This window comes from Acidimicrobiales bacterium (assembly GCA_016716005.1).
In the GTDB taxonomy this organism is placed as follows: Bacteria; Actinomycetota; Acidimicrobiia; order Acidimicrobiales; family JADJXE01; genus JADJXE01.
The window spans coordinates 2,222,963-2,237,484 of record JADJXE010000001.1; the positions used below are offsets into that span (position 1 = coordinate 2,222,963).

The 14,522-nt window shown below is 72.9% G+C and carries 12 protein-coding genes; 8 read left to right on the forward strand and 4 right to left on the reverse strand.

Going from position 1 to position 14,522, the window contains the following annotated elements:
- Window positions 1-601 precede the first annotated feature (601 nt).
- The 5 genes from IPM45_10935 to IPM45_10955 all read left to right on the forward strand — a co-directional run bounded on the left by IPM45_10935 (window position 602) and on the right by IPM45_10955 (window position 5,543).
- Window positions 602-757: a hypothetical protein gene (locus IPM45_10935; protein MBK9180059.1), complete on the forward strand. Its 156-nt coding sequence runs from the start codon at window positions 602-604 to the stop codon at window positions 755-757.
- A gap of 47 nt (window positions 758-804) precedes the next feature.
- Window positions 805-2,418: a hypothetical protein gene (locus IPM45_10940; GenBank protein ID MBK9180060.1), complete on the forward strand. Its 1,614-nt coding sequence runs from the start codon at window positions 805-807 to the stop codon at window positions 2,416-2,418.
- An 11-nt stretch (window positions 2,419-2,429) separates the two neighbouring features.
- On the forward strand, window positions 2,430-3,698 hold the full coding sequence (locus tag IPM45_10945) for a hypothetical protein (GenBank protein MBK9180061.1): 1,269 nt from the start codon (window positions 2,430-2,432) through the stop codon (window positions 3,696-3,698).
- 66 nt (window positions 3,699-3,764) lie between these two features.
- Window positions 3,765-4,211, forward strand: a complete 447-nt coding sequence (locus tag IPM45_10950; protein MBK9180062.1) for a TIGR03618 family F420-dependent PPOX class oxidoreductase — start codon at window positions 3,765-3,767, stop codon at window positions 4,209-4,211.
- 48 nt (window positions 4,212-4,259) lie between these two features.
- On the forward strand, window positions 4,260-5,543 hold the full coding sequence (locus IPM45_10955; GenBank protein ID MBK9180063.1) for an MFS transporter: 1,284 nt from the start codon (window positions 4,260-4,262) through the stop codon (window positions 5,541-5,543).
- On the opposite strand, the gene IPM45_10960 is transcribed toward IPM45_10955, so the two are convergent.
- The 4 genes from IPM45_10960 to glnA (IPM45_10975) form a co-directional block, all read right to left on the reverse strand.
- Complete coding sequence (locus IPM45_10960) at window positions 5,521-5,775, reverse strand: GlsB/YeaQ/YmgE family stress response membrane protein (protein ID MBK9180064.1); 255 nt, start codon at window positions 5,773-5,775, stop codon at window positions 5,521-5,523. The genes IPM45_10955 and IPM45_10960 overlap by 23 nt on opposite strands.
- A 153-nt stretch (window positions 5,776-5,928) precedes the next feature.
- Window positions 5,929-7,137: a DUF222 domain-containing protein gene (locus IPM45_10965; GenBank protein MBK9180065.1), complete on the reverse strand. Its 1,209-nt coding sequence runs from the start codon at window positions 7,135-7,137 to the stop codon at window positions 5,929-5,931.
- 817 nt (window positions 7,138-7,954) lie between these two features.
- The gene (locus IPM45_10970; GenBank protein ID MBK9180066.1) at window positions 7,955-8,170 is read right to left on the reverse strand and encodes a hypothetical protein; all 216 of its coding nucleotides are present in this window, start codon (window positions 8,168-8,170) and stop codon (window positions 7,955-7,957) included.
- 432 nt (window positions 8,171-8,602) lie between these two features.
- A complete protein-coding gene (gene glnA / locus IPM45_10975) occupies window positions 8,603-10,111 on the reverse strand; it encodes a type I glutamate--ammonia ligase (GenBank protein MBK9180067.1) in 1,509 nt (502 codons plus the stop codon).
- Between the two features lie 54 nt (window positions 10,112-10,165).
- Here glnA (IPM45_10975) and glnA (IPM45_10980) point away from each other — a divergent pair, with 54 nt between their 5' ends.
- From glnA (IPM45_10980) to IPM45_10990, 3 genes are all read left to right on the forward strand, one after another.
- Complete coding sequence (gene glnA, locus IPM45_10980) at window positions 10,166-11,500, forward strand: type I glutamate--ammonia ligase (protein MBK9180068.1); 1,335 nt, start codon at window positions 10,166-10,168, stop codon at window positions 11,498-11,500.
- A gap of 192 nt (window positions 11,501-11,692) precedes the next feature.
- Window positions 11,693-12,193, forward strand: a complete 501-nt coding sequence (locus IPM45_10985) for a response regulator transcription factor (GenBank protein ID MBK9180069.1) — start codon at window positions 11,693-11,695, stop codon at window positions 12,191-12,193.
- A complete protein-coding gene (locus IPM45_10990; protein ID MBK9180070.1) occupies window positions 12,190-14,100 on the forward strand; it encodes a chorismate-binding protein in 1,911 nt (636 codons plus the stop codon). The genes IPM45_10985 and IPM45_10990 overlap by 4 nt, the downstream gene beginning before the upstream one ends.
- Window positions 14,101-14,522: the final 422 nt, after the last annotated feature.

A 14,522-nucleotide genomic window follows, 5' to 3' on the forward strand; every position in this document is an offset into this window, starting at 1 on the left:
GGCGCTGCGCCCGGACGGTGCGTCGGGGTTCGTGCTGGACGCCCACGGGGGCCTCCACCCGTTCGGGGGTGCGCCGGCGGTGGTGGGCAGCGGCTACTGGCCCGACCAGGACGTGGCCCGCGACCTGGCGCTGCGCCCGGACGGTGCGTCGGGGTTCGTGCTGGACGCCCACGGGGGCCTCCACCCGTTCGGGGGTGCGCCGGCGGTGGTGGGCAGCGGCTACTGGCCCGACCAGGACGTGGCCCGCCGGATCGTGGTGGGGCCCGACGGCGCCTCCGGCTACGTCGTCGACGCCTTCGGCGGGATCCACCCCTTCGGGGCGGCTCCGGTCGCGCCGGGGTCGGGCTACTGGGCCGGCCAGGACCTCCTCCGCGACGTGGTGCTGCGCCCGGACGGCGTGTCGGGGTTCGTGCTGGACGCCTACGGGGGCCTCCACCCGTTCGGGGGTGCGCCGGCGGTGGTGGGCAGCGGCTACTGGCCGGGTCGGGACGTGGCCCGGGCGCTGACGCTGGGTGCCGACGGCGCCAGCGGCGCGGTCGTCGACCTGTTCGGGGGCGTCCACCCGTTCGGCCCGCCGCCCGCCGGGGGCTAGGATCGTCTCGTGGCCGGTGGCATCGTCATGGTCGTCCTCCTCCTGCTCTTCCCGTTCGTGTTCACCATCACGCTGTCGGTGGTGGCCGGGCTCCTCGGCAAGCTGCTGAAGGACGAGGGAGAAGCCACGCACCCCGGCAGCGAGCTGATCGAGCTCAACACCTGAGGCGGCCCGGGCCGACGGCCCGGGGCCGCGCACCGGAGGAGGGGTCGGTGCCGGCGAGACGCATCACCAGGCCGAGGATGGTGTGCACCCTGGCTGCGATCGCGCTGGTCGCCGCCCTGGCCGCCGGCTGCACCGGCGGGAACGACGACGAGGGGCCGGCGGCCGACGTGACCACCACGACGGTGGGCGAGCCCCAGGCCGGTGGGACCCTCGTCGTGGGGCTCGAGGCCGAGACCGACGGCTTCGACCCCACCCAGAACCGGTGGGCGATCTCGGGCCTGGCGGTCGCCAAGACCATCTTCGAGCCGCTGGTGGCGGTGGCCGCCGACGGCTCCATCCAGCCCTACCTGCTCGAGTCGATCGAGCCCAACGACGATGCCACCGTGTGGACGCTCCGGGTGCGCCCCGGGATCACCTTCCACGACGGCACCCCCCTCGACGCCGCTGTGGTGAAGGCCAACCTCGACCTGTCGATGGCGTCCATCACGACGACCGGTGCGCTCATCTTCGGGCCGGTCGAGTCGGTCGAGGCCATCGACCCGATGACGGTCGAGATCCGCATGAGCGAGTCCTGGTACCCGTTCCCGGCCTCCCTCCTGGGCCAGTTCGGCTACATGGCCTCGCCGGCCCAGCTCGCGGACCGCGACGGCGGTCCCCGTGCCCCGGTCGGCACCGGGCCCTTCGTGTTCGAGTCGTGGCAGCGCGACAGCCAGCTCACGGTGGTCCGCAACGCCGACTACTGGCGCGAAAGCCTCCCCTACCTCGACGAGATCACGTTCCGTCCCCTGCCCGACGAGGGGACGCGCTACAACGCCGTGACCACGGGGGCGGTCGACGTGGTGGTCACGGGCAACGGGGCGGCCATGGAGGACCTGGGCGACGACCCCGACTACACCGTCGCCGAGTACCGCGGCAACGAGGCGATCAACGTGATCTTCAACACCGCCGCACCGCCGTTCGACGACGTGCGAGTGCGGCGGGCCCTGGCCCTCGCCACCGATCGCGAGGCGGTGAACGCGGTGTCCGGCGGCGGCGTGCGGGCCGACGCCGACGGGCCCATCGCGCCCACCTCGGAGTGGTACGCCCCGACGGGCTACCCGGCCTTCGACCCCGACGAGGCCCGCCGGCTCGTCGCCGAGTACGAGGCCGAGACCGGCACCGACCTGGCGTTCACCCTGAACATGCCGGCTGCTCCCCAGACCCTCCAGTTCGCGCAGCTGCTGCAGGCCGAGTGGAAGGACGTCGGAGCCGACGCCGAGATCGTGCCGGTCGATCAGCAGACCCTCATCAGCGCCGTCGTCGCCAAGGACTTCCAGGCCAGCGGCTGGCGCAGCTTCGAGTTCCTCGACCCCGACTCGCTCTATCCCTACTGGCGCTCGGGCGGGGTGAACTTCACCCAGCTCGTCGACCCGGAGGTCGACGCGGCCCTCGACGCCGGTCGCTCCTCCCCGGATCGGGCCACCCGCCAGGAGGCCTACGCGGCATTCGGCCGCCGACTGGGCGAGCTGGTGCCGGCCGTGTGGATCGGGCACAACGTGTGGGGCGTCATCGCCGCCTCCAACGTGCACGACATCACCGAGTGGACCCTCCCCGACGGCGAGCCCGGCATGCCCCTGTTCGCGGGCAACTTCGAGCTCGCCCAGATCTGGCGCAGCCGTTGACGGGGGGTGGGGTGCGCGACCACCGACGGCTGAACCGGGTGATGGTGGTCGTGGCGGCCGTGCTGGGCACCCTCGCCGTGGTCGCCTCGGTGGTCGTCGCCGTGGTGGCGATCGTGATCGACCGGGCGGTCACGGTGGACACCGTCACCGACCCCGAGGTGCTGGCCTTCTACGACGCCCCGTCCGGGTGGGAGGACGCCGCGCCGGGCGAGCTGCTGCGGTCGGCTCCGCTGCCCGGCGGCCCGGCCGCGGCCCGGGCGTGGCGGGTGCTGTACCGGACCGAGGGTGCGTCGGGGGAGCCTCGCGTGTCGTCCGGCATGGTGTTCGCCCCCGAGGGCGCGACCCCGCCCGGCGGTCGGCCGGTGGTGGCCTGGGCCCACCCCACCGTGGGCATGGGCCGCAGCTGCACCCCGTCGCTCCGGGTCGACCCCATCGCCGACATGCCCTGGCTGGAGGGGATGCTGTCGCAGGGCTGGGTGGTGACCGCCACCGACTACGCCGGCCTCGGCACCGACGGTGACCTGGCCTACCTGATCAGCGCGGCCGAGTCGTACGACGTGCTCAACTCCGTCCGCATGCTCGACGGCCTGCCCGAGGCCGGCGCCGGCGACCGCTACGCGCTCTGGGGCCACTCCCAGGGGGGCCACGCGGTGTACGCCGCGGCCGAGGTGGCGAGCGGGTACCTGCCCGACGAGGAGCTGGTCGCCGTGGCGGCGGCGGCGCCGGCCACCGCGCTGGTGCCGCTGGTCGAGGCCCAGTGGGACACCACGATCGCCTGGGTGCTCGGCTCGGAGGTGCTGCAGGCCTGGCCGCAGCAGTACCCGGCCCTCGACGTCGATGCCGTCACCACGGAGGAGGGCCGGGACCGCGCGCGGGGGCTGGCCGACCGGTGCATCGACGCCGGGGCCGTCGAGGCCGAGCTGATCGACGTGTTCGGTGGCCGTCTCTTCAGCGAGGACCCGATGGGGGAGCCGGCGTGGCGGGAGGTGGCCGAGGAGAACTCGCCGGACGGGCTGCCCACCGACGTGCCGATCCTGATCGCCCAGGGCCTGTCGGACCCGGTGGTGCTCCCGCCGGTGCAGCTCGGCTACGTGCGCGGCCAGTGCGAGCGCGGGGTGGCGCTCAGCCAGGTGTGGATGGGCGAAACGGGGCACACCAAGGCGGCCTGGATCTCGGGGCCGATCGCCACCACGTGGCTGGCCGGGCGCTTCGACGGCGTGCCGGCTGGCGGCGACTGCGCCGTGGCCCTCCCGCCGCTGCGCGCCCGGTCGCGCGGCTGACCGGCCCGTTGCGCCGGCCCGGCCGCGGGCGTAGCGTTGTCCAACTCGACACCAGGGGGGTGGTCGATGGTCGCGATCCCTGCTCCGGCCCAGGCGTTGCTCGGCTCCGATGCCGTGGCGCACGTGTGGACCAGCAACCCGGACGGCTCGCCGCAGGTGTCGGTGGTGTGGGTGCTCGTACGAGGCGACGAGATCCTGTTCGGCACCGACGGGGCGAGCCGCAAGGCGCAGAACCTGGCGAGGAACCCGCGCGTGATCCTCTCGATCGAGGACAGCGAGCGCAACGAGCGGGGGTTCCAGCGCCATCTGGTCGTGCACGGGCGGGCCACCATCGACGGCGGCCCCGACCCGGCTGTCATGGACGCCATGGCGATGAAGTACCTCGGGCTCGACCGGCACCCGCTGGCCATCCGCACGTCTCCCACCGCGGTGGTGGTGCGGGTGGAGATCGACCGCATCAGCGGGCTCGGTCCCTGGGTCGACGACCGCTCCCTGCAGCCCACCGGCTCCTGACCCACACCGGCCGCGGCGCTGCGGCCGGCCCGGTGGGACGATGAGCGGGTGACCGACGAGGGGCTCACGGCGCCCGACGGGCCGCGCCGCTCGCGCGTGTTCCGCTCGCTCCGCCACCGCAACGCGCGCCTGTACTTCCTCGGGCTGGTGGTCTCGAACGTCGGCACGTGGCTGCAGGCCACGGCGCTGGCGTGGCTCGTGCTCGGCCTCACCGGGAGCGGCACGGCGCTCGGCATCGTCACGGCCCTGCAGTTCCTGCCCATGCTGCTGTTCGGGGCGTGGGGCGGTGCCATCGCCGATCGCGTCGACCGCCGCCGCCTGCTGTACCTCACCCAGTCGCTGGCCGCCGCGCAGGCCATCGTGCTCGGGGCAGCGGTGCTGGGCGGGTGGGTGACGATCGGCCTCGTCTACGCGCTCGCTGCCGCTCTCGGGCTGATCAACGCGGTCGACACACCGGTGCGGCGGTCGTTCATCGGCGACCTGGTCGAGCACGACGAGCTGGCCAACGCCATGTCGCTGAACACCGCGGTGATGACAGGTTCACGGATCGCGGGCCCGGCCCTGGCCGGCCTCCTCATCGATGTCGTCGGCACCGGCTGGTGCTTCGTGGCCAACGGCGTGTCGTTCGCGGCCCTCCTGCTCGCCCTCGCCGCCATCGACCGGACCGCCGTGCACCCGGTGCCGCCCGTCGGTGACGCGCGCGGCCAGGTGCTGGCGGGGCTGCGCTACGTGCGGAGCCACCCGGTGCTGCGGCTCACCATGCTCACCCTGCTCGTGGTGTCGACGTTCACGTTCAACTACCAGGTCACCCTGCCGCTGCTGGTGGATCGGGTGTTCGGCGGCGGCGCAGGAGCCTTCGGGGCGCTGCTCGCCATCATCAGCGCCGGGAGCCTGGTCGGGTCGTTCGTGACGGCGGCCCGCCCCGACGCCACGGTGCGGTTCATGCTGGGCTCACTGGCCGTGCTGGGGGTGTTCCTGGGCCTGCTGGCCCTCGCCCCGACCCTGCCCGTCGCCATGGCCCTGGGCGTGCCCATGGGCGCCGGTGGCGCCGCCTTCGTGGCCTGCACCAGCGGTCTGCTGGTGGCCAACACCGCACCTCAGCTCCGGGGTCGGGTGCTGGCCCTGCAGTCGATCGCCTTCCTCGGGTCGACGCCGATCGGCGGGCCGGTGGTCGGCTGGATCGGCGAGGAGGCCGGCGCCCGCTGGGCGCTGGCCGTGGGCGCGATCGTGGCGCTGGGCACGCTGGTCGTGGCCGCGCTGGCCGCCCGCACCGGCCTCCGGCCCGACCGGGCCGCGGCGCACGAGGAGATCAGCGGCGTGCCGCAGGCCTGATCAGGTTCCACACGAGCAGGACGACGACCGCCCCGACGAACGAGCCGATCAGCCCGCTCGGCCGGAGCTTCACGCCGTCACCGGCGATGAGGCTCACGAGCAGTCCGCCGACGAAGGAGCCGACCAGGCCGGCGACCAGCGACTGCGCGTTCGGCCGCGTGCCCATGCCGAGGAGCAGCTGGGCGAGCCAGCCGATGAGCATGCCGAAGGCGAGGATGGCCAGGATGAGCACGGGGAGCTCCAGACGATGGCGGACGGCGTCAGCGCGCCACGATACGACGCCGTGCCGGCACCGGCGCCACCGCCCGTCCGCATCGAGCCGGTCCTCGCGGCCCAGGTTCACCAGCACCTCGGCCTGGGTCACGCCGTCGGCCCGCTCCGCCGTTCAGGCGGCTCGGGGTGGGGGCCGCGATCTGGGGCGTGCGGTGCGGGCCCGGTTGTGGGGGCCGCACAGCAGCCGACCGTTGGCCTGGGTGGTGGGCCCGCCGGCCTCCCACGGCACGATGTGGTCGACCTGGCAGCGGCCGGCGGGCACGTCGCAGCCCGAAGGGTGCCGGCAGTGGCCGTCGCGCACCTGGATCACCCGGCGCAGCGCCCCGGTGAAGAACCGCTCGCGGACGCTCACCGACAGGGCCCGCCGGGCCGAGTCGAACACGATCGACTCGATGTCGGCCCGCTCCAGCAGGGGCAGCCACTGGCCCCGGCCGAGCACCGTGCCGTCATCCAGCCGGCACAACCCGCCGGCGAAGTCCTCCAAGCCGACCACCACGGTGATCAGCGGCTCCGGCCGGCGGCCACCAGCCGGCGCGGCGCGGGACCGCTCGGCCATGCGCACCAGAGCATCGGCCCGCCGCTGGGCCGGGGTGCGGGCCAGCTCGGCCGACCCCACGTGGTCGCAGCCCAACCGGGCGCGGGCCTCGGCCACGTCGTCGTCGTACAGCAGGTCCTCCAGACGCTGGAGCTCGCCCTGCACCGCGGTGCCCCACACCGCGTCCAGCCGGCCCCGCAGATCGAAGCTCCCCCCGAACGTGCGCACCAGGCTCACGAAGCGCCCGTCGCGCTCGCGTCGGGCCCGCTCGGTCTCACCGTCGGCGTCCACCCGCAACAGCCAGTAGGCCACCGCCTGCTCGAACTGCGCGAACCGCAGCGACCGGGCCTGACCCACCAGCACCGCCTCGTCGCGGGCCAGGGCCTCCTCGTGCTCAGGGGTGTGCAACCGCACGAACACGTCCACATGGTCGGCGCCGATCTCCCCCGCCTCGAACGCGGCGCCCACCAACGGCAGGTCGCGCAGATGCCGGCCCCGGCGCACCTGGGCCTTGGCCGTGCGCCCGGCCACGTTGGCCTCCCGACCCAGCCGGGCCCCCGAGCTGCGAGACCCGTCGTCGGCCCACGACCCGCTGGCGTCCCACGCCGCCGCCCACCGGGCCGCCAGCGCGTCCAGCCGGGCCCGCTCCACCAGCAGGGCCACCGCCATCTCGTGGCGCACCCCGGCCGGGGCCCCCTCGGGATCCATGGCCGCGCACCGCCCGATGGCCTGGCGCAGCGCCCCCAACACCCCCACGTCCCGCTCGGGCGCCACGTCCGCCTTCATGCCCGCCAGCCTACCACACGAGATCGAACGTATGTTCGACTATTTCGGTACAGGGCGACCGGTCTGGTGGCTGAGCATCGACGGCATCGAGCGGGAGGACCGTCGGGTGGCGTTCAGACAACTGGACCCGGGAGTCGGGCGAACGACCCGACCGAGCGGATAGCCGAGCGCGACGAACTCGCCGAACAGCTCGGTGGCCCACACGTGCGGGTCGTCGAGCGCGACGGCCCCTTCGTGTCAGCCCCATCGGCACCGCCGGCACCGCCGCGCACACCACCTCACCAGCGACAACGATTCGGGAGTCCTTCGCACCTGGCGCCGATCGTCCGATCGCGAGGTCGTTGCCGGCTCAGATCCGGGCCGGCGCTCCAACCTCACGCCCCACGTGACGGTCCCGGCCCCAGTCATGGATGCCTGCGCGTCGCTCTCCCCGTTCGGGTGACCGGGAGCCTCGCCAGCGCTGTCGACACGAGATCGCGTGCGTCTCAGCTCTGACCCGAGAGCGGACGCGGCGGCATCGCTTCCACGGGTCTGCTCGGTGTCCTCGCCGATGAGCGCACCCGTCGCCTGCGAACGCTCGTTGCGCAGCCACCGGTCACCGTCTCACCCCACACCACTGCCGATCACCCGATCAGTCCGGCCATTGACGGACCTGCCGACCACGCCGACCGCCTCGCCGGGAACCACCGACAGGTCCGGCGCCTGGTCGACGATCGACGCGTCCCGGTCGTGAGGTGGGGCCACCTGCTCCGGTTCGACCCGGACGAGATCGCTGCCTGGCTCGACGCTGCCCGAGTGCCCGCCGAGCCGTGACCCGCTACAGCGGCCTGATGACGATCTCGGGATGGCCGCTGGCGAGCGGCTCGAGGTCGTCGGGATCGCCGGTGAGCACGACGCCGCCGCCGAGCTCGATCGCGGAGGCCACCACCAGCGCGTCGACCGTGGAAGCCGAACGGGCGGCACCGAGCAGCGCGCCCGCTGCGCGCCCAGTGCTCTCGTCGGCGGAGGTCACCTCGCCAACGGCCTTGACCACGCTATTGACCGGGCGCGAAGGTCGTTGCGGGACAGGGCGATGACGGCACCGCCGTCGAGGATCAGGCGCTGCGGCGGGGGGCTTGGGTGCGGCGGTGGGGCCCCGCCACAGCAGCCGGGCCTCCTCCATCAGGTCTTCGGGGATCGCGCCCGATTCGGCTACCCCGAGTAGCAATCCCTTGCGAGCGCCGCACGCCTCTCCCGGCCCGCCAGCTGTTCCTGAGTGCGTTGGTCGAATGCCTCTCAGGGTTCGAGGAACGACTCGGCGTGACCTTCTCCGTGGATCTCAGGACGCCCTGGCCAGCGATCCGAACTCGCGTCGAGGCCTCTGGAAGCACCGGCCACGCGGGCCGATCGGCCGGCGGTCCGACGGACCACAGACGGGCCGAATGGGCCGCTGACCCAGGTCTCCCCAGGTCAGCGGCCCACTGGCTCAGATGTCGTAGTAGAGGGCGAACTCGTAGGGGTGCGGCCGCAGCCGGATCGCGTCGACCTCGTTCTCGCGCTTGTAGCGGATGTGGGTCTCGATCAGGTCGTCGGTGAACACCCCGCCCTTCTTCAGGTACTCCTGGTCGGCCTCGAGGGCCAGCAGGGCCTCGTCGAGCGACGCCGGCACCTGCGGCACCTTGGCCAGCTCCTCGGGCGGCAGGTCGTAGAGATCCTTGTCGACGGGGGCGGGCGGCTCGATGCGGTTCTGGATCCCGTCGAGACCGGCCATCAGCTGGGCCGAGAAGGCCAGGTACGGGTTGCAGCTGGGGTCGGGGCAGCGGAACTCGAGGCGCTTGGCCTTGGGCGACTGCGAGTAGAGCGGGATGCGCACCGAGGCCGAGCGGTTCCGCTGCGAGTAGACCAGGTTCACCGGGGCCTCGTAGCCCGGGACCAGGCGCTTGTAGGAGTTGGTGGTGGGCGCGGCGAAGGCGAGCACCGACTTGGCGTGGGTGAGCAGGCCGCCGATGTACCACCGGGCCAGGTCGGACAGGCCGGCGTAGCCGGTCTCGGCGAAGAACAGCGGCTCGCCGCCCTTCCACAGCGACTGGTGGGTGTGCATGCCCGAGCCGTTGTCCTGGAACAGGGGCTTGGGCATGAACGTCACCGACTTGCCGTAGGCGAGGGCCACGTTCTTGATCACGTACTTGAAGGTCATGAGCTGGTCGGCGATCGACAGCAGGGTGTCGAAGCGGATGTCGATCTCGGCCTGGCCGGCGGTGGCGACCTCGTGGTGCTGCACCTCGACCGGGATGCCCAGCCGCATCAGGGTGAGGGTCATCTCCGAGCGGAGATCCTGGAAGTGGTCCATGGGCGGGACCGGGAAGTAGCCCTCCTTGTACCGCGGCTTGTACCCGAGGTTCGGGCCCTCGTCGCGGGCGGTGTTCCAGTTCCCCTCGATGGAGTCGACCTGGTAGAAGGCCGAGCGGGTGTCCTGGCTGAAGCGGACGTCGTCGAGGATGAAGAACTCGGCCTCGGGTCCGAAGAACGCGGTGTCGGCGATGCCCGTAGAGGTCAGGTAGGCCTCGGCCTTCTGGGCCACGTACCGCGGGTCACGGCTGTAGGGCTCGCCGGTGAGCGGGTCGCGCACGAAGCAGTGCAGGTTCAGCGTCTTGTGCTGCCGGAACGGGTCGATGTACGCGGTGTTTGCGTCGGGCACGAGGATCATGTCCGACTCCTGGATCTCCTGGAACCCACGGATGGACGAACCGTCGAACCCGAAGCCCTCCTCGAAGCTGTCCGCGGTGAGCTGGCCTGTGGGCACCGAGAAGTGCTGCATGAGACCGGGCAGGTCGGCGAAGCGGAGGTCGATGATCTCGACCCCTTCGTCCTTGGCCAGGGCGAGCACCTCGGCCGGGGAGCGCTGGAACACGTTCGTCCTCCTTGGGTAGGTAGACCGTCGAGCAGCCTGCCGACCGGCGATTTCCCGGCCGTTGCACAAGTGTGAACGGCGCATGAACACGGCCGCCGCCGGCTGGTGGCGTCGTCGCAGAGCGCGAAACTACCTGCCGTGGAGCGCCAGCAGGACTACGTGCTGCGGTCGATCGAGGAGCGCGGCGTGCGCCTCGTGCGGCTGTGGTTCACCGACGTGCTCGGTCAGCTCAAGTCGTTCGCCATCACCCCGGCCGAGCTGGAGAACGCCTTCGAGGAGGGCATGACGTTCGACGGCTCGGCGATCAACGGCTTCAGCCGGGTGCAGGAGAGCGACGTGCTGGCCCGGCCCGACCCCAACACCTTCGAGCTCCTGCCGTGGGCCGACCCCGAGGAGCCGGCGGCGCGGATGTTCTGCGACATCGCGCACCTCGACGGCTCACCGTTCGAGGGCGACCCCCGCCAGGTGCTCAAGCGCAACCTCGACCGGGCGAGGGAGCGGGGCTTCTCGTTCTACGTGGCCCCCGAGATGGAGTTCTTCTACTTCGCCGACGGCGACCCCACCCATCCGCTGCGGCCCCTCGACCACGGCTCCTACTTCGACCTCACCACCGCCGACGTCGCCTCCGACCTGCGCAAGCGCACGATCCACACCCTCGAGGCGATGGGCATCCCGGTGGAGTACTCGTTCCACGAGGACGCACCGAGCCAGCACGAGATCGACCTGCGCTACACCGATGCCCTCACCATGGCCGACAACGTCATGACCTTCCGGCTGGTCGTGCGGGAGGCCGCCCTCGAACGTGGTGTCTACGCGACGTTCATGCCCAAGCCCATGCCCGGCGTGCAGGGCTCGGGGATGCACACCCACCTGTCGCTGTTCGAGGGCGACGTCAACGCCTTCCACGAGCCGGGCGACGAGTACCGCCTCTCGAAGGTGGCCAAGGGCTTCATCGGCGGGCTCCTGCACCACGCCCGGGAGATCACGGCCGTCACCAACCAGCTGGTCAACTCCTACAAGCGGCTCGTGCCCGGCTACGAGGCGCCGGTGTACGTGTCGTGGGCCCGCAACAACCGCTCGGCCCTGGTGCGGGTGCCGGTCACCAAGGCCGGCAAGGAGAGCTCGACCCGCATCGAGTACCGGGCGCCCGATCCGGCCTGCAACCCCTACCTCGCCTACTCGGTGATCCTCGCTGCCGGGCTCCGGGGCATCGACGAGGGCATGGAGCTGCCGCCCGAGGTCGCCACCAACCTGTTCGAGCTCACCACCGAGGAGCTGGCCGCGGAGGGCATCTCGCAGCTGCCGCAGTCGCTGGCCGAGGCGCTCGACGAGATGGAGCGATCCGAGCTGGTGGCCGAGGCCCTGGGCGAGCACATCTTCGAGTGGTTCCTGCGGAACAAGCGCTCGGAGTGGCAGGCCTACAAGACCCAGGTCACGCCGTTCGAGCTGGAGCGCTACCTCCCGAGCGTGTAGGGACCATCCGACGTGGAACCGCTGCTCCTCTTCCCCGATCCGCCGCCCGGCGAGGTCGCCGAGGTCCTCGACCTGGCCGGCTACCCGTGGAAGGCGGTCCCCAGCGAGGAGGCGGCGGCGCGCCTCGAGCCCGAGGACGGCTGGGCCGGCGCGGTGGTGTGCGCCAGCCACGACGCCGAGGCCGGGTTCGCGATGTGCCGGGCCCTGCGCAAGCGCGAGGTGCCCCTCGAACCGCTGGTGCTGGTGATCGGCGCCGAGCGGCTCGACGACCTGGAGCTGCGCGAGGACCTGTTCGACGACTTCTGCCTCGAGCCCCTCCAGGGCCCCGAGCTGGAGGCCCGCCTCAAGCACCTGTTCTGGCGCAAGAGCGGCGGTACCCGGCCCGAGCTGGTGGAGTACGGGCCGCTGGTGCTCAACATGGAGACGTACCAGGCGGCGATCTCGGGTCGGCCGCTCGACCTCACGTACATGGAGTACGAGCTGCTCAAGTTCCTGGCGTCGCACCCGGGCAAGGTGTTCACCCGCGAGACCCTCCTGTCTCGCGTGTGGGGCTACGAGTACTACGGCGGCGCCCGCACGGTCGACGTCCACATCCGGCGCCTGCGGGCCAAGCTCGGCGAGGAGCACGCCAACCTGATCCAGACCGTCCGGTCGGTTGGCTACCGGTTCGGCCAGAGCCGCTGGAGCCTGTGACCGGGCCGGCGGCCCGGATCGACGACACGTCCGCCGGCGGGTCCGGCTCGTTCCGCCTGGAACCGGTCGAGCGGGTCGTCGAGGCCCGCCGCCCGGGTGAGGTGCGCGCCGCGCTGGAGGCCGTGGAGGCGGCGGCCCGCAGCGGTCGGTGGGCAGTGGGGTTCGTCGCCTACGAGGCCTCGACCGGCCTCGACCCATCGCTGACCGTGGTCGAGGCCGACCCCGCGGGGGTGCCCCTGGCGTGGTTCGCGATCGGCTGCCGGGTGGACGGCCCGGCCGGCGGCGCGGCGGCGAGCCCGGGCCACGTCGTGGGGCGGTGGGCGATCTCGATGAGCGCGGCCCGCCACCTCGACGAGGTGGCCGCGATCAGGGAACGGCTCGCCGCCGGCGACACCTACCAGGTGAACCTCACCGCCCGGCTCGAGGCGTCGTGGCGCGGCGACGCAGAGGGCCTCTACCACGAGCTGCTCGCCGCCCAGCGCCGGGCTCTCGGCGCCTACGCCGACACCGGGGACCACGCGGTGGTGTGCGCCTCGCCCGAGCTGTTCTTCTCCCTCGCCGGTGGCTGCCTGGTCTGCCGGCCGATGAAGGGGACCCGCGCTCGTGGTCGGTGGGTCGGCGAGGACGAAGCGGCCGGCCGGGCACTGGCGGCCTCCGAGAAGGACCGGGCCGAGAACGTGATCGTGGTCGACCTGGTGCGCAACGACCTGGGCCGGATCGCCCGCACGGGCACGGTCCGGGTGCTCTCCCTGTTCGACCTGGAGCGCTACCCGACGGTCTGGCAGCTCACGTCGACCATCCAGGCCGAGCCCCGGAACGGCGTCGGTCTGGTCGACGTGTTCGCCGCACTCTTCCCGAGCGGCTCGGTCACGGGCGCGCCCAAGCCGTCGACCACGAGGATCATCGCCGCGGGAGAGCGATCCCCACGGGGCGTGTACTGCGGGGCGGCCGGCTGGGTCGGCCCGCCCCTCCGGCCGGGGGCCCTCCCGGAGGCCCGCTTCGCGGTGGCCATCCGCACCGCCACGGTCGATCGGCGTCGGGCCTGCGTCACCTACGGAGCGGGTGGCGCCATCACCTGGGACTCCGAGCCCGCCGCCGAGTACGACGAGCTGCTGGCCAAGGCCCGGGTGCTCTCGTTGCCCTTCCGGCCGGCCGGGCTCGTCGAGACGCTGCGGTTCGAGCCGGGCGCGGGGCTGGTGAACCTCGAGCGGCACCTCGCCCGCGTTGCCGCGTCGGCCCGCTACTGGGAGGTGCCCGTCGACGCCGACCGGACCCGCGACGGGCTGGCCCGGGCGGTGGCGGGCCAGGACCAGCCGGCCCTCGTCCGGCTGGTCCTGGCTGCATCGGGGGTGATCCAGGTCGGTTGCCGACCGGTCCCCACTGCCCCGGAGGGACCGGTCCGGCTGGCTCTGGCGTCCGAGCCCGTGTCCAGCGCCGACGTCCGTCTGTTCCACAAGACGACCGACCGCGGCGGGTACGAGCGCCGGCGGGGGCAGCACCCGGAAGCCGACGACGTGCTGCTCGTGAACGAGCACGGCCACGTGACGGAGTCGACGATCGCCAACGTGGTGGTGCTGCTCGACGGCCGCTGGGTCACCCCTCCCCTCGGCGACGGCTGCCTGCCGGGCGTGGGCCGTGCCCTGCTGCTCGAGGCCGGCGACGTGGTGGAGGCGTCGGTGCCCCTCGCCGACCTGCACCGGGCGAGCGCGCTGGCGCTGGTGTCCAGCGCTCGTGGCTGGCGCCCCGCCGTCCTGTGCACCGAAACGGCCCGTTTCCGGCGTTCGGGGTGCACAGAACCGCCGGCCGTCACCGGCGGGGGGGACGGCCGCTCGGCCAGGCCGGGGGAAGGCCCTGGGCGATCCAGCACGCCGCCGCCACCGCCGCGAACACCGCGTCGGAGCCGTTGACGGGGGGCCGGCCCGGATCGGGCACGACCTCGACGTGGATCGGCGGGGTGTCGACGGCCCGCAGGACGCCGAAGGAGCGGATCGTGAGGTCGTGGACCTGGCCGGCCTCGTCGACGGCGAGCCCCTCGGTGCAGACCCAGCCCAGGGCCTGGTGGGCCGCGCCCACGCAGTAGGAGCGCAGCACGACCTCGTCGAGCACCTCGCCGCAGGCGACGCGCACGTGCACGCCGGTGGGGCCGACCTCGGCCTCGGCGTACCCGCCGGCGGGCGACCGCACTGCGGCCCGTCCCACTGCTGGGGGCTCGTCGCCGGGCCCCGGCGCGCTCAGGTGCTCGAGGGCGGCGAGCAGCACGGCGGCCTCGGCCCAGCCGGCCGCCCGCAGCGAGGCCGAGGTGGGCGGGCCGGCCACGTCGACCTCCTCG

Bases quoted from the DNA above. Each gene is read 5' to 3' on its own strand.
- IPM45_10950 (MBK9180062.1), top strand. From the start codon at position 3,765: ATGGTCGCGATCCCTGCTCCGGCCCAGGCGTTGCTCGGCTCCGATGCC.
- IPM45_10965 (MBK9180065.1), bottom strand. From the start codon at position 7,137: ATGAAGGCGGACGTGGCGCCCGAGCGGGACGTGGGGGTGTTGGGGGCG.
- glnA (MBK9180067.1), bottom strand. From the start codon at position 10,111: ATGCGCCGTTCACACTTGTGCAACGGCCGGGAAATCGCCGGTCGGCAG.
- IPM45_10985 (MBK9180069.1), top strand. From the start codon at position 11,693: ATGTGCCGGGCCCTGCGCAAGCGCGAGGTGCCCCTCGAACCGCTGGTG.